This window comes from Variovorax sp. P4_B10 (assembly GCF_056402375.1).
In genome coordinates this window covers 1-17433 of record NZ_JBFUHN010000068.1, presented here as the reverse complement: position 1 = coordinate 17433, position 17433 = coordinate 1, and the positions used below count along the sequence as shown (strand labels likewise).

Annotated in this window: 21 protein-coding genes and 1 pseudogene; 7 read left to right on the top strand and 15 right to left on the bottom strand. The window is 63.7% G+C overall.

Translation table 11 applies throughout. The annotated features are described in order from the left end of the window. Positions 1-82 precede the first annotated feature (82 nt). From AC1DXX_RS25470 to AC1DXX_RS25440, 7 genes are all read right to left on the bottom strand, one after another. The gene (locus AC1DXX_RS25470; protein ID WP_478137000.1) at positions 83-757 is read right to left on the bottom strand and encodes a Rieske 2Fe-2S domain-containing protein; all 675 of its coding nucleotides are present in this window, start codon (positions 755-757) and stop codon (positions 83-85) included. 7 nt (positions 758-764) lie between these two features. Further along, positions 765-1490 (bottom strand): alanyl-tRNA editing protein, encoded by a 726-nt coding sequence (locus AC1DXX_RS25465; protein ID WP_478136999.1) that lies wholly within the window; start codon positions 1488-1490, stop codon positions 765-767. A 22-nt stretch (positions 1491-1512) separates the two neighbouring features. Beyond that, entirely contained in the window at positions 1513-2427 is a 915-nt protein-coding gene (locus AC1DXX_RS25460) for a DMT family transporter (protein WP_478136998.1), read from the bottom strand. A gap of 80 nt (positions 2428-2507) precedes the next feature. Continuing rightward, positions 2508-2807, bottom strand: a complete 300-nt coding sequence (locus tag AC1DXX_RS25455; protein ID WP_478136997.1) for a DUF1330 domain-containing protein — start codon at positions 2805-2807, stop codon at positions 2508-2510. 60 nt (positions 2808-2867) lie between these two features. Next, the gene (locus tag AC1DXX_RS25450; RefSeq protein ID WP_478136996.1) at positions 2868-3686 is read right to left on the bottom strand and encodes a hypothetical protein; all 819 of its coding nucleotides are present in this window, start codon (positions 3684-3686) and stop codon (positions 2868-2870) included. Positions 3687-3733: 47 nt separating this feature from the next. After that, positions 3734-4726, bottom strand: a complete 993-nt coding sequence (locus AC1DXX_RS25445) for a class I SAM-dependent methyltransferase (protein WP_478136995.1) — start codon at positions 4724-4726, stop codon at positions 3734-3736. A gap of 282 nt (positions 4727-5008) precedes the next feature. Beyond that, entirely contained in the window at positions 5009-5848 is an 840-nt protein-coding gene (locus tag AC1DXX_RS25440; protein ID WP_478136994.1) for an AraC family transcriptional regulator, read from the bottom strand. A 248-nt stretch (positions 5849-6096) separates the two neighbouring features. On the opposite strand from AC1DXX_RS25440, the gene AC1DXX_RS25435 reads away from it, so the two are divergent. Further along, positions 6097-7809, top strand: a complete 1713-nt coding sequence (locus AC1DXX_RS25435) for an acyl-CoA dehydrogenase family protein (RefSeq protein WP_478136993.1) — start codon at positions 6097-6099, stop codon at positions 7807-7809. A gap of 13 nt (positions 7810-7822) precedes the next feature. On the opposite strand, the gene AC1DXX_RS25430 is transcribed toward AC1DXX_RS25435, so the two are convergent. Genes AC1DXX_RS25430 through AC1DXX_RS25420 form a run of 3 tightly spaced genes read right to left on the bottom strand, consistent with a single transcriptional unit; the run spans position 7823 to position 10295 of the window. Further along, on the bottom strand, positions 7823-9139 hold the full coding sequence (locus tag AC1DXX_RS25430) for a sulfatase family protein (protein WP_478136992.1): 1317 nt from the start codon (positions 9137-9139) through the stop codon (positions 7823-7825). Positions 9140-9151: 12 nt separating this feature from the next. Continuing rightward, positions 9152-10135, bottom strand: a complete 984-nt coding sequence (locus tag AC1DXX_RS25425) for a Bug family tripartite tricarboxylate transporter substrate binding protein (RefSeq protein WP_478136991.1) — start codon at positions 10133-10135, stop codon at positions 9152-9154. Positions 10136-10154: 19 nt separating this feature from the next. Then, positions 10155-10295 (bottom strand): hypothetical protein, encoded by a 141-nt coding sequence (locus AC1DXX_RS25420; protein WP_478136990.1) that lies wholly within the window; start codon positions 10293-10295, stop codon positions 10155-10157. Between the two features lie 94 nt (positions 10296-10389). Between AC1DXX_RS25420 and AC1DXX_RS25415 the strand changes: the two genes are divergently transcribed. After that, positions 10390-10887 (top strand): MarR family winged helix-turn-helix transcriptional regulator, encoded by a 498-nt coding sequence (locus AC1DXX_RS25415; RefSeq protein ID WP_478136989.1) that lies wholly within the window; start codon positions 10390-10392, stop codon positions 10885-10887. Here AC1DXX_RS25415 and AC1DXX_RS25410 read toward each other — a convergent pair whose 3' ends face one another. Together AC1DXX_RS25410 and AC1DXX_RS25405 are read right to left on the bottom strand one after the other, a co-directional pair. Next, on the bottom strand, positions 10888-11661 hold the full coding sequence (locus AC1DXX_RS25410) for a YoaK family protein (RefSeq protein ID WP_478136988.1): 774 nt from the start codon (positions 11659-11661) through the stop codon (positions 10888-10890). Between the two features lie 285 nt (positions 11662-11946). Beyond that, positions 11947-12183, bottom strand: a complete 237-nt coding sequence (locus AC1DXX_RS25405; protein WP_478136987.1) for a hypothetical protein — start codon at positions 12181-12183, stop codon at positions 11947-11949. A gap of 172 nt (positions 12184-12355) precedes the next feature. On the opposite strand from AC1DXX_RS25405, the gene AC1DXX_RS25400 reads away from it, so the two are divergent. Together AC1DXX_RS25400 and AC1DXX_RS25395 are read left to right on the top strand one after the other, a co-directional pair. Further along, positions 12356-13096, top strand: a complete 741-nt coding sequence (locus tag AC1DXX_RS25400) for a Crp/Fnr family transcriptional regulator (RefSeq protein ID WP_478136986.1) — start codon at positions 12356-12358, stop codon at positions 13094-13096. Between the two features lie 119 nt (positions 13097-13215). Beyond that, positions 13216-13923 (top strand): Crp/Fnr family transcriptional regulator, encoded by a 708-nt coding sequence (locus AC1DXX_RS25395; RefSeq protein ID WP_478136985.1) that lies wholly within the window; start codon positions 13216-13218, stop codon positions 13921-13923. Positions 13924-13945: 22 nt separating this feature from the next. On the opposite strand, the gene AC1DXX_RS25390 is transcribed toward AC1DXX_RS25395, so the two are convergent. Further along, complete coding sequence (locus tag AC1DXX_RS25390; protein WP_478136984.1) at positions 13946-14200, bottom strand: DUF1488 family protein; 255 nt, start codon at positions 14198-14200, stop codon at positions 13946-13948. A gap of 4 nt (positions 14201-14204) precedes the next feature. Continuing rightward, positions 14205-14516: a collagen-like protein gene (locus tag AC1DXX_RS25385; RefSeq protein ID WP_478136983.1), complete on the bottom strand. Its 312-nt coding sequence runs from the start codon at positions 14514-14516 to the stop codon at positions 14205-14207. Positions 14517-14666: 150 nt separating this feature from the next. Here AC1DXX_RS25385 and AC1DXX_RS25380 point away from each other — a divergent pair, with 150 nt between their 5' ends. The 3 genes from AC1DXX_RS25380 to AC1DXX_RS25370 all read left to right on the top strand — a co-directional run bounded on the left by AC1DXX_RS25380 (position 14667) and on the right by AC1DXX_RS25370 (position 17039). Continuing rightward, positions 14667-15329, top strand: a complete 663-nt coding sequence (locus AC1DXX_RS25380; protein WP_478136982.1) for a suppressor of fused domain protein — start codon at positions 14667-14669, stop codon at positions 15327-15329. A gap of 113 nt (positions 15330-15442) precedes the next feature. Then, positions 15443-15853: a TfoX/Sxy family protein gene (locus AC1DXX_RS25375; protein WP_478136981.1), complete on the top strand. Its 411-nt coding sequence runs from the start codon at positions 15443-15445 to the stop codon at positions 15851-15853. After that, positions 15840-17039: a DUF418 domain-containing protein gene (locus AC1DXX_RS25370; protein ID WP_478136980.1), complete on the top strand. Its 1200-nt coding sequence runs from the start codon at positions 15840-15842 to the stop codon at positions 17037-17039. Before AC1DXX_RS25375 ends, AC1DXX_RS25370 begins: the two co-directional genes overlap by 14 nt. Before the next feature lie 18 nt (positions 17040-17057). Here the strand turns inward: AC1DXX_RS25370 and AC1DXX_RS25365 are convergent. Continuing rightward, a pseudogene (locus tag AC1DXX_RS25365) lies at positions 17058-17433 on the bottom strand (mechanosensitive ion channel family protein); the annotation flags it as partial.

The window sequence follows — 17433 nt, the reverse complement described above, 5'->3', positions numbered from 1 at the left end:
GCGTCATGTGATGGCCTCGCTGTGAGGCACAGCATGACAGGGCGCGACGCGTTGATATTGGTGAAAATTTGAAGCCTGAATTTCAGGCGCGAGCCGGCAGCAAGGCGTGTGCTGCCGTGGCAAGACTCATCTCGTTGAACAGCCTTCGGTACTCGTCCAGCGCGAGATCTCGCAGCAAGCGGTGTTTACCGATCTCGGCCGTTACTTCATTGGTCGAGAATTCGAATTTCGCCACATCCATCCAATCTTCGATCTGAAGTTTGATGGGTGATGCCGAATCACCTTGATCGAAAGCTTCACTGACCGAGGGAATATCCGGTATCTCTGGCTCGCCCTGAGGAATCAAGCAGGTCCAGACAAGACCATGGCGTTCAACAGCCGGGAACACCGTGATCCTGAAACATTCCAACGTCTGCAGTGCGATCTTCTCGGGGATCTTGCGACATTGCCCATCGGACCCGAAGCGCAGGCCGTGGTAGGCGCAAACCAGCTCGTCGTCTTCGATGCGCCCCGTGCTCAGCGGCAGCCCGCGGTGCGGGCACATGTCGCGACCGATGCGAATGCCATCGGGCATGCGATAGATGGCCAGCTTCAGATTCAGCAAGATCACCTGCCTCGGTTTTGCCAATACCCCGTCGACGCGAGAGACTGGAAACCATTGCCTGGCCAGAACGGGCCAGTCCTGCTCGGAGAACGTGCAGTTCGGCGGCAAAAATCCCTCGGGCAGAGGGCGCGCGGGGATCGGTTCAATGGGCATGCGCAACCTATCTGACGAGGCCGATCCGGATCCTTCGGTTGTGCTGCCCCTTGTTCTCGATCTTCAGGATGCGCAACGGCGCCGATTGCGAGGTCTTCGAAAGATGGGTTCCGCCGCAGGCCTGCCGGTCCAGCCCCACGATTTCGATGATGCGTGTCGTGCCGTCGTCCTGGCTCGGCGGTGCAACGGACCGGCTGCGCAGCACCCCGGGTTCGCGCGCGAGTTCGGCCGCGTCGAGGTACACCGCATTCACCTGCAGCCCGTCCGAGATGAGGGTGTTGAGCTCCGGTTCGAGCTTGCGCAGATCGTTGTTGTCGGCCTCGGGCAAGTCGAAGTCGATGCGGGCCGTGCCGTCGGCTGCCATCTGCACGCCCGTTACCAGCGAACCCTCGAAGCGCTGATAGACCAGCGCATTGAGAATGTGCAGGCCCGTGTGCAATTGGCTCATCATGGACCGGAAATCGGGGTCCACGTTGGCGATGATCTTTTCGGCGGGAATGGTGGCGACTTCGGCCTCATCGAAGCAGTGCCACGCATTGCCGCCCTCCATTTCGATCCGGCTGATCTTGATCTCGCCACCATTCCATTGCAGCGTGCCGCGATCCGCCAATTGCCCGCCGCCGCCCGGGTAGAAGAAAGATCTATCGAGAAGAACGGCATTCGGACGACGCGCTACGACGTCGGCTTCGAATCGAAAACAATCGGGCTGGGTATGGCAAAGGTAACGTGACATGAATTCCTCGGTTGCGGGGGGCTTATGAAAAACGCCGTGCGGTAACGATGCCGATCAGAATGATCACGCCTCCCGCAAATTCGGTGACGCTCAGGTATTCGTGGAACAGATAGGCGCCGAGCACGGTCGCAATGACCGGCTGTATCAGCAGGGTGATCGAGGAAAGCGCGGCTGGGAGCTTGGCCAGTGCATAGGCGATGAGGCCCTGGCCTCCCACATGGGACACGACCGCCAGCGCCAGCAGCATCAGCATGCCGTGAAACGTGTGTGGAACCAGCGATTCGCCGCGCAGCAGCGTGATGGGCAAAAGAACGATCAGCGTGCCGACGCTGCTCCATGCCATGACGGTCATCGTTCGATAGTTCGAGCGCACGAGGCTGACCGCCAGAAGGTATGAGCCGTAGAAAACTGCCGTCAACAGACCCAGTAGATTTCCCGTCATGTAATTCGAGCCGAAGTCGAGCCGGTGGCCGATCAGGATGAACGCGCCGGCCAGTGCGAACAGCATGGCAAACAGGAAATTGGAATTGAATTTTTTCCCCAGGAACAAATTGGRCCCGAGCACCACGAAGATCGGGGCAAGATTGGCAAGGAGATTGGAATTGGCCAGCGTGGTCAGTGTCATCGACCAGTGGTAGAGGGCCAGATTCCCCGAAAAAATGAATCCGACGAGAATGAGCTTGACCGGAATGACCGGTGTCTGTTCGGGTGCCGAGCCGGTCGCGCGCACGGGCTCGGCTCTTGCCGCGAACATATCGAGCAGGAAAAAGATGGGAATTGCGAGCGCAACCCGATAAACCGCGCTGGCGGTCGGAGGCAATTCGCTGTGTCGAAGAAAAACGCCTCCCAGCGCCAACGCCGCCGCGCCAAGCAGCAGCGCAACGAAGGATAGGAAATTGCTTTTCGAAGCAGCGGGAAGTGCAATGGATGTCGTCATATTTAATTCCGACACGACCGAGTCTCCGTCGGCCGTGCCAGCCGGTTTGTTTTTAAATCACCAACGGGCAGGGCAAGGATCTATCGCTGTTCAAATCCCTCGATCACCATGAGCTGCATGTCGGTTGCAGCATCCTTTCGCAATTCTCGTGCAAAGGTATATTCCGGTGATTCGTAAAATTTTTTCGCTGCATCGGCAGATTTGAATTCAACAAGAACCACGCGTCGATCGTCCAGAGCGCCTTCCAGATGCATGCGCTCGCCTCCCCGGGTCAGAAACCTGCCTCCGAATTTTTCGACGATCCCGGGCGTGAGTTGCTTGTATTGGTTGTATTGATCCGGATCCACAATGGACATCCGGCCAATCAGATAGGCGACCATATGGCAACCTGACTCGGTGCTGGAAATGCCGCTCAAGCGCCAAAGAGGCAAGGCCGCGTGCTAGACATAGGCAGCCACTTTCCGCTGCTGTGCGACGCCGGATTGCAACAGGGCCGCATCCAGAACGTCCCAGAGGCCGGTCAGCGAATCGAGGAAGTCGTCCGCACCTTCGATCACCAGGTGGGCATATTCCGTTTTCAAGGCGAGCTCGACCGCGGTCCGGGCGTTTTGCTCGTGATGCTGCTCGGCGCCGACTTCGCCCCAGTGCTCCAGGAGGTAATGCATTTCAGGCACGTCGAGGTCCGCGTTGTAAATGCCGCTGTCCACCAGGCAATACTTTTCCCCCGGAATCAATTGCTGGTTGGAGATCATTTCCAGCGCGAGCGTGGTGCCGAGATTCCTGTAGGTGGCCTCGATGTCCGTCAGCTTGCGGTGATCGAAGACGCCGATGGCCTTTCGAACTTGCGCGGTCATTCCGGTTTCCATGTCGTAGCCAGGCAAGGACCCGAGCAGCTGGTTGGAAAAATCCTTGAGCTTCGCTTCGACCTGCTCCTGGTTGTAGAGGTCCGAAAATACGGGCCTCTCAGCCGATTGGTTGACGATGTATCCCGCCATCGTCGCCAGTTCGGGGCCGTGGCCCGATTCGCTCTCGACAATTTCTTCCAGCAACTCGCTTTGCCTGAACAGCCCGTGCGTCTTGAGCGCATCCGGAAAGTTCCAGCCTGGACGCGTCGACGCGCAGAAACTCTGGATCTGGTGAAAAAGGGCGCCCACAACGGAAGGCTCGGGTTCGATCTTTACCCAATTCTTGAAAATTGGGTGTGAATAGCAACGATGACTTTTAACTCTCTCAACCAGATCGGAAATGGTAACGCTCATTTCGTGCTCCTAATTACAGTTGGTTAAAAAATGCCGTGAAAACTTCATTACTTGCTTGCCATCAACATGCGCCCTCCAGGGTGATCGAGGATTTCAATCCTTACATTTGAAAATCCCGCGCGGAACAATTTTTCAGTCCATTCGTCTTCGCTCAGAAGTCTCCTGGACATGAAATGATTGTGCAAATGATTGAATGCCGCGGCGAATGGCTTTTCCCAGCTGGATTGCGCGACGGGGATTGCGTCGACGATGATCAACGTGCCCTTGATCGCATGGGCGCAGCACGCGCGCAGCAAGGCGTCGAGGGTCTCCTCCTCGGCGGGAAGAAGATCGTGCATGACAAATCCCGCGTGGATGATGTCTGCGTCGCTGATGAGAGACGGGTCTTCCACGAGAACCTGGATAGGGGCGGTCACGAACTGAAGCCTGTCGCTCATTCCCGCTTCACCGGCTGCGCGAACGGCTTGCTCGGTGGCTGACGCGCTCAGGTCGATTCCAACCCCGATGGAACCCGGGATTTTTCTGAGCATGCGAATCAGGAATCCGCCCGAGCCCGATCCAAGATCGACGATTTTCCTGGGCGCCATGGCGACAATGGCATTTTCTGGCTGCGGATAAAAGGATTTTTCGCCCATCCATTTCGATGTGCGGGCGACCAGCCCTCCGCTGCGAGGGTATTTGAGCTGCGCCTCTTCGTTGTTTTCCGAAAATTCTTTTGCGTTGTTTATCAACGGGGCGCAAGCACGAAGCGCCCACGAGAGGTATCCGACTTCGTTGATCAGTTCGTCGAAATTGTTGCTGGCCCTGTAGGTTGCCGGTGCCTGCGTACTCAATACCTCGATGATTCCTGCCTTGCTCAGGGAGTCGAGGTAGGCAGAAATCACGGACTCCTTGATTCCACAGGACCGGGATGCTGTTGCAGCGTCCACGACCGGTGAGTTCTGGAGAATTTCTATGATTCCGTATTCCGCACCTATTTCGAGCAGGATTGCAGAGCCTGCGAGTGAAGAGCCGGTAATGCCGCGATCAACGTTTTGCATGGGTCACCTGTGTGTTCAATGTTGTTGAAAACCAATCGATTACTTTGCAGTGGCTGAAACCATTGAGTGCACGATAGTCAGCGTCCGGGCACCCGTATTGGCAAAAATTGCGGTAGCAAGTACTCGCGCTGAAAGCGGTTCGGTATTCACCGCAGGTCTTGCGGCACGGCGGAGCCGCAGGAGGGCGTGCGCGTGCGCGCAGCCTGCAACTCGAGGCCAACAGCAACAAAGGAGCGGGAGCAGTCCCTCAGCGCACGGAGCGGGCGGCGGGGAGGCGAACTCTCAGCACGTCCGGGCGCGGACGTACTGGAGAGGCGTCATGCCGAAGGTGCGTTTGAAATGCTTGGTGAGGGCGCTCTGGTCGTAAAAGCCGCTCGCGATGGCGGCTTCGATCAAGGGGAGGCCGGCCGTGAGGTGCCTGATGGCAGCCCTGAGCCGCAACTGCGTCAGGTAGGTGTGGGGCGTCAATCCGATCGTCCGGTTGAATGCACCGATCAGTTGGAACGGCGTCAGCTTGGCAGCCGCCGCCATCTGTTCGAGGGTCAATCGCTCCGAGAAGGTGTCGCGCAGCAGTTCCAGCACCGGCGCAAGCACGCGGGCATCCGAGGGCCCCTGGAGCACGCGTTGCCCCGGCTGTGCGTGGCTCTGGAAGAGCGTTCCGAAGCTGTGAACGAACAACTCCTGCTGCCGCAGGGGATCCCACTGCTCGCTGTTTCCGTCGAAGGCCCGATGAAGCTCCAGAAAGCTGGCGATGAGATCCTGATCGCAAAAGATGTTCGATGCGAAATACCGGGTTTGATCGATCCCCAGTGTCGTCATCAGGTGCCTGATTCCCGGCTCGGCCAGATAGAAAGACCGGTACCGCCAGCGAGCGCTGCCGGCCATGCGACCCGAATGGGGTTCGGCCGGGTTGAACACGAGCAGCGCCTGCTGATGGGCAATGCCCGTCCGGCCGCGACTCTTGAATTCCGCGCCGCCGACCTCGGTGACCGCAATCACGAAGGAATGGTGCACGTGAGGCGCGTATTCGTGCGTCGTGAAGTCCGCATGCAGCATGTCCATGCCCGGCAAGTCGGGCACATGCCAGTAGCGCGATGTATTCAGAGGGTCCAGCTTGGCCAACGAAAAACCTCCGTTTGGATCAGCAGTTGCAACGCTTGGAGCGTCCAACCGATGGCATGGCACCTGAATGGTGAGCAAAGCCGTCTATTCCCGTGATTACAGCGCGATCTGGAAGGCGGAGGGCCACCAGGGGCGCGGTACTTCGAGCAAGCAAAGGCTGTGCCATTCCATCGGGAAAGATCAGGTTCACGAATCGCGAGGAATGATTCACCATGCACTGCCGCGCAGCCACTCCCTTGGAGATCTTCATGAACATGCCTCTCGAAAGCATCGCACCGGCGTTTCAGTTTTCCTTGGCCGATGGCGTCGAAACGCACAAGGTGTTCAATCAGGCCGATCCCTGCATCGGCCACAACGCGTTCACAGGCGATGTGGCTCTGCGAGAGCTCGTGGCGCGCCATGCGTCCTGGAGCACTCCCGACGCGACGGCGATCGGCGCATTGGCAGGCAGCGAGCAGGTGCAGGACCTTGCACGATTGGCCAACGAGCACAGCCCCCAGCTGCGCACGCATGACCGTTTCGGCAATCGTCTGGACTGGGTCGAGTTTCATCCCGCCTGGCATCAACTGATGGCGCTGGGGTTTGCGCACGGCGTACCCAGCCTTGCCTGGACGACCAGCGAGTCGTCGGGTCACCTTGCACGTGCGGTGCTGAGCTACCTGTGGAACCAGGTCGAAAACGGGACTGGATGCCCCATGGGCATGGCCTACGCGGCCTGTGCCGGTTTTGCGGGGCGGCCGGAGTTTGCAATCTGGAGGGAGAAGACACTCTCCGGGCACTACGACCCGCGCCACCTGCCGCTCCCGCAAAAAACGGGTGCCGTGATCGGCTACGCCATGACCGAGAAGCAGGGCGGCTCCGACCTGCGCCAGACCCAGACCACTGCCACCTTCACGGGAACCGAGAACGGCGCCCGGATCTACGACGTGACGGGCCACAAGTGGTTCTTTTCAGTTCCCACCTCCGACGGCTTCTACACGCTGGCTCAAACGAAGTCCGGCGTCAGTTGCCTTTTCGTTCCGCGCTTCCTGCCGGACGGCAGCGCCAACCGCATTGCCGTACAGCGCCTGAAGGACAAATGCGGAAACCGCTCCAATGCGTCGAGCGAGGTCGAGTTCAACAAGACCTGGGCGATGCTGGTCGGCGAGGAGGGGCGCGGCATCCGCGAGATTCTGTCGCACGCGCATCTGACCCGCCTGGACTTTGCAGTGGGTTCGGCGGGCCTGATGCGCCAGGCACTGACGTTGGCGATCCGCCATGCATCGACACGCGACGGTTTCGGGCGCCGGATGGCCGACCTGCCGATGCAGACGAATGTGCTGGCCGACCTGGCGCTGGAAAGTGAAGCGGCCATGTTGTCGGCGATGCGTGTTGYGCGGGCGACCGACAGCATGGAATCGAACGAGCGGGAGCGGCTTCTTGCGCGCGTGGCAACGCCGGTGGTCAAGTACTGGAACTGCCAGCGTGCGACGTACTTCGTCTATGAGGCACTGCAGGTTCACGGCGGGAATGGCTTCATCATGGAGAACCCCGTCGCGCGGCTGTATCGCGAGGCGCCGCTCAATTCGATCTGGGAGGGCACGACGAACATGATGTGCATGGACGTGGTGCGCGCGCTCGGCCGTGAAAGGGGCTCGCTCGAAGTCTTCCTCGATGAAATCTCCAGGCCGGCAGTCGGCAATGCAGCGCATGCGAAGTTCATCGACGGTTTGCGCGCCGACCTTTGCGCGGGGCCGGTCGATGAGGGCAATTCGCGCGCTGTCGTGACGCGCATGGCCCTTGCGCTTCAGGCGAGCGAGATGCTCAAGCACAGTGACGGTGCGGTCGCACAACGCTTCGTGGCGTCGCGCCTGGGCGGTCAACACGCCGGTGTCATGGGCACACTGACCACTGGGGCCGACCTGCGCGAAATCGTCTCGCGCGCCGACGTGACCGCGTCGGCACGGTCGGCACCTGTTTGACGGAGCGTCAGCCTCAGCGCTGCGGCATGTCCTTCACCGAATACCCCAGGCTCACCGTCGCATCCTCCGGAATCGCGGGCATCGTCGCATTCCAGGCCAGCCAGTCCGCCCGCATGGCCGCCAGCCGCTGCGGCTCTTTCTTCCCCAGGTTCGCCCGCTCGCGCTCATCCGCCGGAATGTTGAACAGGTACTCGTTACCGTCCACCTGCAGGTACTTCCAATCCCCGTCGCGCATCGCCTGCTGCCCGCGATGGTTCATGCGCCAGTGCAGCGGCCGGCGAAAGCTGTGCTTCGCATCCTTCAGCACGGGCATCAGCGACACGCCGTCCAGCGGGTAGGCCGCATCGGCCTCCACACCAGCCGCGTCGAGCATCGTCGCGGACCAGTCCATCGTCATGCACAGCTGCCGGCTCTCGCCGCCCTTGGCAATCACCGCGGGCCAGTGCGCGATCCATGGCACGCGGATGCCGCCTTCGGTCAAGTCCATCTTGCCGCCGACCAGCGGCCAGTTGTCCGAGAAGCGCTCGCCGCCGTTGTCGCTGGTGAACACCACCAGCGTGTTGTCGGCCATGCCGTGTTTCTCGAGCGCGGCCATGATCCAGCCGATGCCTTCGTCCATGTGATGGATCATGCGGCGGTACACGTGAATGTTGCCGCCGGCCAGGTCGAACAGGTTGTCCTTGACCGCCGGCGCCTTCTCGGCGTCGTCGCGGGTTTCCCAGGGCCAGTGCGGGGCGGTGTAGTGCAGGCTCAGGAAGAAGGGCGCGTCCTGCTTTGCCATGCGCTCCACATAGTCCACGGCGCGCTTGGAGAGGATGTCGGTGAGGTAGCCGTCTTCCTTCTTGTCTTCTTCGCCGAACCACAGGTCGTGCTGGCCGGTGGAGTCGCAATGCGTGAAGTAGTCGACGCCGCCCGACATCGGCCCGAAGAACTCGTCGTACCCCGAGCGCAGCGGCCCGAAGTGGGGCGGGTAGCCCAGGTGCCACTTGCCGATGAGCGCGGTCTGGTAGCCGCCAGCCTTCAGCAGCGAGGGCAGCGTGGGGTGATCGGTCGGCAGGCCGAGCGTGGTGCTGCCGCGGCTGCTGCTCCGGATGGGCTCTTCGGCCGCGCCGCGCAGGCGGTACTGGTAGCGCGCGGTGATCATCGCGAAGCGCGTGGGCGAGCACACGGGCGAGTTCGAGTAGCCCTGCGTGAGCTTCAGGCCGTTGGCGGCCAGGCCGTCGAGCACGGGCGACACGGGGCCGAACGCGGCATCGCGGCCGCCATAGCAGCCGAGGTCGGCATAGCCGAGGTCGTCGGCAACGATGAAGATGATGTTGGGTCTTGTCATGGGCAACGGGGCTTAGGGCTGATAGCCGGACTTTTGCACGACGGGTGCCCACTGCGCCTTGTAGGCCTTGAGCATCGCGGCGGTCTGCGCCTGCGTGCTGACCACCGGCGTCATGCCGGAGTCCTTGAACTTGCGCTGCGTGTCCGGGTCCTGCATGACTTCGCGGATCACGGTGGACAGGCGCTCGACCTTCTCCTTCGGCATGCTGCTCGGCGCGAAGAAGGTGTTCCAGCCGGTCGCGGAGAGGTCGAGCCCGGCTTCCTTGAAGGTCGGGATCGAGGGCGCGAACGGCGAGCGCTTGTCGCCCGAGATCGCCAGGATGCGCAGCTTGCCCGCGTTGTGCTGCGGCAGCACCACGTCTTCGGTATCGATGGCGATCGGCACCTGGCCGCCGATCAGGTCGTTCAGCAGCGGCGCCGAGCCGCGGTAGCCGATCACCTGCGTCTGCACTTTCGCCTTTTCGCCGACCATGAGGCCGAAGAAGTGCGGCAGGCTGCCGGTGGCCGGCACGCCCACGTTGGCCTGCAAGGGGTTGGCGCGCATCCAGGCGAGCAGGTGGTTCAGCTCGCGCACCGGCAGGTGGGGCGACACGGAGAGCGCGAAGTCGTAGGCGTTGACGTGCGAGACGGGCACGAAGTCGCGCTCGGCGTCGTAGTTGTTGTCCTTGAAGACGAGCGGCGCCACCACCATCACGGCGGGGTTGGCGAGCATCAGCACGTTCTGGCTGGCCGGCGTGAGCTTCACCTGCTGCGCTGCGAGGCGGCCGCCCGCGCCGGGCTTGTTGTCGACGATCACGGGCACGCCGAGGCGGGTGCCCAGCTTCTCGCCGACGATGCGCGCCACGCGGTCGGTGGCGCCGCCGGGGGCGTAGCCGACCACGATGTGCAGCGGGCTGTCGAGCGGTTGGGCGCTGGCGGGAAGGGCGATGGACGCCATGAGGCCGGCTGCGGCCAGCAGCATGGTTGCGCGGCGGGTGATGGGTGGGTTCTTGGGCATGGTGGTAGGTCCTCCTCTTTCAGTCGTTGGCTTGGAAATTCACGGCCAGCTCGAAGCGGGCCGCGTTGACGATCGGAACGAAGTCCTTGATCGGGTCGCGCACCTGGCCGCCAAGGGCAGCGAGTGCGCAGCGGCGGTCGATGGTGGGGCAGGAGGGCATGGGGCAGGGTCTTCGGATTCTCGTTCGGTGGCGAACGACTTTAGAGACGCTACATTCGATTGATCTAATCAACCATCCCCCGGACTAACCCCAGATGACCGCCGCGCCACGCCGCCCGCTGGACGACCTGCTCCTGTACCGGCTGTCGCGGCTGCTGTCGGTGGCGGGCAGCATGGTGATCCGGCTGTGCGAGGGCCGTTTCGGCATCACCCGGCGCGAATGGCGGCTGATCGCCGTGCTCGCGAGCCGCGGCGAGCTGGGCTCCTCGCAACTGGCCGAGCATGCCCAGCTCGACCGCGCTCGCACCTCGAAGGCGGTGGGCTCGCTGGTCGACAAGCAACTGCTCTCGCGCGTGGCCCGCGCGGGCGACCGGCGGCAGGTGCTGCTGGGCCTCACCGAGGCGGGGCGGGCGCTGTACGACGAACTCTTTCCGCTGGTCGCCAAGATCAATGCCGACCTGATGGGCGCGCTGGACGCCGGCGACGCGGCGCGCTTCGATGATTCACTGCACCGCCTGCAGGCGCAGGCCGAGCGCATGGTGGAAGAGGCGGTGCTGCCCAAGGCCGACCGGGGACGCCGCGGGGCGGCCTGACTACCCGCGTTCCTGCCCCTTGGCAAACCGCAGCAGGACCCGGCTGCGCGGCAGGTCGCGCATGAAGGGCGGGATCGACAGCGCCAGCAGCAGTGCGGCGAGCGGCACGACGCACACGAACCCGACGTACTTGAACCCGAGTGCGCCCACGGTGCCGCCGAACACGAACATGCCGATCAGCCCCGCAGACCTTCGCATGCGGCTGCGGTCGTGGCGGACCGCGACGGTGGGCGCCGTTTTTCCGTTCCAGTAGAGCAGCTTGCCGATCTCCATGCCGAGGTCGGTGATGTTGCCGGTCATGTGGGTGGTTCGGATGCTGCCTCCGGAGGTCTTGGAGGCGACCGCGTTCTGCAGGCCCATGATGAAGGACAGCAGCAGCACGGTGAGCGGCACCGCGAACGGCGTGGCCCAGGTGAGCGTCACGGCGCCCATCAGGCCGAAGGGAAACATGAGCGCGGCTTCCAGCAGCAGCGGCAGCGCATAGACGCTGTGCAGCCGATGCTGGCGGCCCCAGTTCACCATCACGGCGCAGACGGCGGCGCCCGAGAGAAACGCCAGCACCGCCCCGAGCGCATTGAGCAGCAGCTTCGCATTGCCCAGCACCAGCCCGTCGGCCAGCTGGGACGCGAACCCGGTCATGTGCGAGGTGTACATGTGCAGCACCAGGAACCCGCCCGCATTCACCGCACCGGCATTGAAGGCCAGCAGCAGGCCGAGCGCTCTGTTGGTCGAGGGGGCGCGATGCCGGTTGGTGAGGAAGCGCAGTCTGCGCATGGGTGGACGGTTTCGTTGGCTGGGCGCCTATTCTTACCCACGCCGGGGCGGCGGCGGTTCTTGTCGACTGTGCTGTTTCGCCGCGGAGTGCCCCTTGTCCGTGACGCGCATGACCGTCGCCTGCCCCGAATAGACGGTTCGTCCGCGCTGGTGCACGACGGGTGGGAGTTCCGCTTCGATCAATTGCGCGGACCGAAGCACATCGCACTTCTGGATGTCGAGCTGGTCAACGATTTGCATCGGAAGCCGTGCGCAGCACAGCCGACCTAGCAATTGCATCGGCATCTATGCTCCTTCGACCGCGCAGGCGATGGCGTCCTCGGAAGGCGATGGCGCAATGGCCTGGCTGTCGATGTCCGCGCACAGGGTGGCGTCCAGCACGGGCCGCTTGCCGCTGCTGAGCCGCGTTTCCGCAACCCATACCACCGCGCCGTGCAGGATCTTCGGCAGCGTGCGTCCGTGCAGGTAGGCTCGAACGAGGACGTCGGCTGCAAGTTCGGAAGGACTCATCAAGGGGGTCATGGTGTTTCTCCATTCGATGGAGGCTCTTGAATCCACGCTAACCCCAAAGCGGCGAATGCACCGTTCGCCAGCGCACGTTCGTATCCGGAAATGGCCCGCATGTTTGTGCGGCAACGCACAGACGACGAGCATCCGCTGCAAAATGATGCGCACTTTGGAATCTTCTTGCGCCATGGCATCGTCCCCGCCCCCGTCTTCATCGCATGCAGCCGCGGCGCGCAACAGCCTCCTAGAGGTCATACCGCCGGATGTGCTGAAGGGCCTGACGCCGCTCCTCGAGCTGGTGCCGCTCAAGCTTGGCGAGGTGCTTTACGAATCGGGCGTGGCCCAGCAGTACGTGTATTTCCCGACCGATTGCATCGTTTCGCTGCTGTACGTGCTGGAGAACGGGCAATCGGCCGAAATCGCCGTCGTCGGATTCGAGGGCATGGTCGGCGTTTCGCTGCTGATGGGCGGGGGCAGCACGCCCAACCGTGCGGTGGTGCAAAGCGCGGGCCGTGCATTTCGCCTGAGCGCCGGCCACATCAAGCAGCTGACCGACAACGGCGGTCCGCTGCTGCATCTGCTGCTGCGCTATACCCAGTCGCTCATCACGCAGATGTCGCAGACGGCCGTCTGCAACCGGCACCACTCCCTGGAGCAGCAGCTGTGCCGCTGGCTGCTGCTGAGCCTCGACAGGCTGCCCGGCAACGAACTGGTGATGACCCAGGAGCTGATCGCCAACATGCTCGGCGTGCGGCGCGAAGGCGTGACCGAGGCGGCTGGCAAGCTGCAGCGCCTGAACCTGATCAAGTACGCGCGGGGCCACATCACGGTGCTGGACCGTCCGGGTCTCGAGCAGCAGGTGTGCGAATGCTATGAAGTCGTGAAGCGCGAAACGGACCGGCTGCTGCCGCGCCAGATGGCGACCTGATTCCGCGGCGGCTGCGGCGCCTTTCGGTGCGCCTCCGCACAGACGCGGGCAGGGTGGTCCGCAACAATGCGCCCGGTAGCGCACTCCCGCGCTGAAGATTTTTCTCAACAGGCGGTTCCGTGACATCAGACCCGACCCGCCCCGTTCTCAATCGCTTGCTCGAAGCGCTTCCGATCGCGGACAGGGCGCACCTGCTCGACAGATGCGACAGCGTGCAGCTGGCCACGTCCCAGATCCTCTACGAGCCGGGCGATGTCATTCACCACATCCACTTTCCCACGAGCGCCTTTGTCTCGCTGGTGTCCACCGCGGACGGCCACGACGGCCTGCAGACGGGCATGGTGGGCAACGAAGGCGCCCTGGGCTACGAGCTGTCGCTGGATGTGCAGAGCGCGCCGTTGCGGGCGCTGGTGCAGGGCGCGGGCATGGCGTGGCGCCTGACGGCGCAATCGTTCGCCCAGGAACTGGCGCAGAACACGATGCTGAAGCGCATTCTCAACCGCTATGTCTGCGTGCTGTTGATGGAGTTCGGCCGATCGGGCCTGTGCAACCGCTTCCACCTGATCGAGGAGCGCCTGGCGCGCTGGCTCCTGACCACGCAGGACTGTGCGCATTCCACGCACCTCGCGCTGACCCATGAAGTGCTGGGCCGCATGCTGGGTGTGCGCCGGGTCGGCATCACCAACGCTGCGACGGCGCTGCACACGCGCCGGCTGATCGACTACCGGCGTGGCGTCATCACCATCACGGATCGCCAGGGGCTGGAGAACGCGGCGTGCGATTGCTACCGGGCCAACCGGCGCAGCTATGCGCATCTGATCGCATAGCGGGCGGGTTGCCGGGGCTTTCCTAGGCGGGGCCGCGAAGGTCGTTTTCGCGCAGCATCACGGGCTCCATGGAGCCCTGTGCCAGCCGGCGCCGCACAGCCGCATCGATTTCCTCGATGTGGAGGCCGAAGGTGTGCAGCGGGTCGGCGTCTTCGCCGGTGCGGTAGTGATACCGCAGGGTTTCCCTTCCGATGCTCGCGTCCACGTCCTTGCCCTCCACCGTCACGGAAAACCGGACCGTGCCCGAGGCGTCATGAAAGAAGGGTGCGTCGGCCATTGCTTCAGCGGGTGGGAGGAACGACGACAACGGTTCCGCCACCGGTGCCGGTGCTGCCCGTGTTGCCCCTGGCGCCCGTTGCTCCGGTATTGCCCGTGTTGCCCTGGTTGCCGGTTTCACCCGTGGCGCCGGTGTTGCCTTGATTGCCGGTATCGCCTGTGGCACCCGTGTTGCCGGTATTGCCCCTCGCGCCCGTGGCGCCTGTATAGCCGGTGCTTCCGGTGTTGCCCGTGTTGCCTTGGGGGCCCATGGGGCCTGTGCAGGCGCCGAGTGCAAGCAGCGCAAGGAGGAGCAGCGACGGCATTGTGTATTTCATGGGAATTCCTTTTGGAGCGATGCGCAGAAAGACTTCCGCGTTGGGCACTCTCGCCGGTAACGCGGCGGGCGTCTGTTCGCTCCCGCGCTTAGGCCGCTGCCGGCTGTATGCTGGTGCCGGCATAGATGTCCCGAGGAGAAGGAGAAACCGATGAGTTCCATGGAGGAAGTCTGGGCATACCGCGAGGAGGTGCTCTACCCGAAGCTGTTCGGCGAGAAGCACAGCGGCATCTATGTGCTGGATGCCGACGATTTCATGTCGCTGGGTGCCACCGATGTCGACCCGCGCTGGCTGCACCTGGGGGTGTTCGAGTTCGAGCCCACACCCAGGCGCAATTCATGGCTCTATGTCACCTCGGGCGGATCGACGCCCTGGGAGACGGAGCCTGCCGACTACGACCCCGAGGCGTATTCGTGGCTGGGCTCGGAGCTGGTCATCGAAGTGCCGGAGCAGCCCAAGGACCCGTGGACGATCAAGCTCCTGCGGCGGCTGCTGGCCTTCAACGTCCTGCTCGCGCACGGGCGTTTCGGTGAGGACAAGCCGCCTCTCGATCACGGTGACCGGGTTCCCATCGGCGAGGTGATCCGCGAGAAGGGCGTGGTGGGGTTGCGGCATGTGGTGCTGGCGGAGCCGAAGCACTATCCCGCCACGGCGCAGCTCGACTCGGGCCGGTTCGATTTCCTGCACGCGGTCGGCATCACGGACTCCGAACGGGACTGGGCCAAGGCGCACAGCTCGGACGCGCTGGTCCGGCTGCTCGAAGTGCACGGCGGATTTCCGGTGACGGACCCGCGTCGGAAAGCCGTCGCATGAGCCGCCGGGCCGCTCCCAAGGCGAATACCGTAGCGCGGAGGTCACCCAATGAGCGCAGCGCCGGGCCGCCCCAAGCAAGCTCGCACCGCAGTGCGTAGCACGGAGGTTACCCAATGAGCCGCGCCAAGGGGGCTCAAGGCGCTGCCGTGGCCGGAAAGTCCGAGCGGTCGCGGGAGCGCGCGCTCGAGTTGGCCGAGTCCTTGAGCGCGATGGGAGCGATCGAGGTCAAGCGCTTCTTCGGCGGCTTCGGGCTGGTTCTGGACGCCGTGCAGTTCGCCTTCGTGATGAAGACAACGCTCTACCTGCGCGTGGACGACACCACCCGTGCGGCGTTCGTGAGCAGCGGCGCCGCGCCGTTCACGTATGCCACGCGGTCCGCGCAGGTCAAGGTGGCGAGCTATTACGAGGCACCTGTCGATGCGCTGGACGATCCGCAGGTCTTGCGGGGCTGGGCCGCCAAGGCGTATGCGAGTGCCCTGGCCGCGCGGCGTCCGGCGCGCAGCGCCCCGCATGAAGGGCGGTGAAGAAACGGCCGGCAGCGAACGCCAGTCGCTGGTCGACGCCCTGCGGGGCTTTGCGCTGCTGGGCATCCTCGTCGTGAACATCGCGAGCTTTTCCTCGACCTACTACGGCGTCGGCGTGCCCGACCCGATGGCGCAATCGGCGCTGGAGCGCGCGGTCCTGCTCGCCAGGACACTGGTGTTCGAGACCAAGTTCTACCTGCTGTTCTCGTTCCTCTTCGGCTACAGTTTCACCTTGCAGATGCGCTCGGCCGAACGCGACGGCAAGCCTTTCGCGCCGCGCCTGCTGCGGCGCCTGGCGGCGCTGTGGGTCATCGGCCTGCTGCATGCGGTGCTGCTGTACCACGGCGACATCCTCACCACCTATGCGGTGCTGGGTGCGGTGCTGCTGATGCTGCGGCGGCGCGGCGACATCTTCCTCGCGCGCTGCGCGGTCGGGCTGGTGCTGGCGACAGCGCTGCTTTGGGCCGGCATAGGCTATCTGTGGGCGTTGGCCGGCATTCCGCCGGACACGATGCGCAACGCCTATGCCGAGGCCGCCCTGGCACTGGCGGCCTACCGCGGAACGCCCGCCACGGTGATCGTCCAGCATTTGCGCGAGCTGTTGCAGATCTGGTGGGTCACCGGGCTGGTGCAGGCGCCGACGGCGCTGGCGATGTTCTGCGCGGGCTTCATCGCCGGACGGCGCGAGCTCTTCGCGAACGCCGGTGCGCATCGCGCGCTGTTCCGGCGCCTGCTGTTCTGGGGGCTGGCCATCGGGCTGCCGGGGGCCTGGGTGTATGCCTTTCCGTCGATACGGCTGGACAACCCGATCCGCGAGCTCTACGGCCTCGCGGCCACGCTGTTGACGGCGCCTTTCCTCGCTGCCGCCTATGCGGCCGGCCTCGTGCTGCTGATGCAGACGCCGCGCGGCCATGTGCTCGAGGGCCTGCTGGCGCCGGCGGGGCGCATGGCGCTGACCAACTACCTGTTGCAGTCGCTGGTGTGCGCATGGCTTTTCCTGGCCTACGGGCTGCGCTGGATCGGCACGGTCGGGCCGCTTGCGGCCACGGCCATCGCCTTTGCGATCTTTGCGGTACAGCTGGTGCTGAGCCGTTGGTGGATGCGCCGTTTCGTCTACGGGCCGGTGGAGTGGCTGCTGCGCGCGTTCACGAACCTCGCGCCTCCTCCGATGCGCCGCAGGCGCTGATCTGGCTTCAAGGCCGGATCAGGCCGCGGCCGCCTGCTGCCGTTCGCGCTCCCGGATGCCATCGCTCTCGATGCGCATCTTCGGCAGGAACTGCGGGTACTCGCGCTGCATGAAGTCGATCAGCCCTTCGCGCACGCTGCAGCGCAGGTCGAAGGCCAGCCCCGAGGTGGCGGCGGTGCAGAGCACGCGGATCTGCATGGTGCGCTCGGTGGCGTCGGTCACGCGCAGGTTGAAGAAGCGGCCGTCCCATTCGGGCGCAGCCTTCACGATGCGCTCCACCTCTTCGCGCAGCGGCGCCACCGGCATGCCGTAGTCGACGTGGATGAAGACCGAGCCGAGCAGTTGGGCCGAGTGGCGCGTCCAGTTCTGGAAGGGCTTCTCGATGAAGTAGGTG

Excerpts from the sequence above, each read along its gene's own strand:
- AC1DXX_RS25470 (WP_478137000.1), bottom strand. The coding sequence starts at position 757 with ATGCCCATTGAACCGATCCCCGCGCGCCCTCTGCCCGAGGGATTTTTG.
- AC1DXX_RS25465 (WP_478136999.1), bottom strand. The coding sequence starts at position 1,490 with ATGTCACGTTACCTTTGCCATACCCAGCCCGATTGTTTTCGATTCGAA.
- AC1DXX_RS25455 (WP_478136997.1), bottom strand. The coding sequence starts at position 2,807 with ATGGTCGCCTATCTGATTGGCCGGATGTCCATTGTGGATCCGGATCAA.
- AC1DXX_RS25450 (WP_478136996.1), bottom strand. The coding sequence starts at position 3,686 with ATGAGCGTTACCATTTCCGATCTGGTTGAGAGAGTTAAAAGTCATCGT.
- AC1DXX_RS25445 (WP_478136995.1), bottom strand. The coding sequence starts at position 4,726 with ATGCAAAACGTTGATCGCGGCATTACCGGCTCTTCACTCGCAGGCTCT.
- AC1DXX_RS25430 (WP_478136992.1), bottom strand. The coding sequence starts at position 9,139 with ATGACAAGACCCAACATCATCTTCATCGTTGCCGACGACCTCGGCTAT.
- AC1DXX_RS25425 (WP_478136991.1), bottom strand. The coding sequence starts at position 10,135 with ATGCCCAAGAACCCACCCATCACCCGCCGCGCAACCATGCTGCTGGCC.
- AC1DXX_RS25420 (WP_478136990.1), bottom strand. The coding sequence starts at position 10,295 with ATGCCCTCCTGCCCCACCATCGACCGCCGCTGCGCACTCGCTGCCCTT.
- AC1DXX_RS25415 (WP_478136989.1), top strand. The coding sequence starts at position 10,390 with ATGACCGCCGCGCCACGCCGCCCGCTGGACGACCTGCTCCTGTACCGG.
- AC1DXX_RS25410 (WP_478136988.1), bottom strand. The coding sequence starts at position 11,661 with ATGCGCAGACTGCGCTTCCTCACCAACCGGCATCGCGCCCCCTCGACC.
- AC1DXX_RS25405 (WP_478136987.1), bottom strand. The coding sequence starts at position 12,183 with ATGACCCCCTTGATGAGTCCTTCCGAACTTGCAGCCGACGTCCTCGTT.
- AC1DXX_RS25400 (WP_478136986.1), top strand. The coding sequence starts at position 12,356 with ATGGCATCGTCCCCGCCCCCGTCTTCATCGCATGCAGCCGCGGCGCGC.
- AC1DXX_RS25390 (WP_478136984.1), bottom strand. The coding sequence starts at position 14,200 with ATGGCCGACGCACCCTTCTTTCATGACGCCTCGGGCACGGTCCGGTTT.
- AC1DXX_RS25385 (WP_478136983.1), bottom strand. The coding sequence starts at position 14,516 with ATGAAATACACAATGCCGTCGCTGCTCCTCCTTGCGCTGCTTGCACTC.
- AC1DXX_RS25380 (WP_478136982.1), top strand. The coding sequence starts at position 14,667 with ATGAGTTCCATGGAGGAAGTCTGGGCATACCGCGAGGAGGTGCTCTAC.
- AC1DXX_RS25375 (WP_478136981.1), top strand. The coding sequence starts at position 15,443 with ATGAGCCGCGCCAAGGGGGCTCAAGGCGCTGCCGTGGCCGGAAAGTCC.
- AC1DXX_RS25370 (WP_478136980.1), top strand. The coding sequence starts at position 15,840 with ATGAAGGGCGGTGAAGAAACGGCCGGCAGCGAACGCCAGTCGCTGGTC.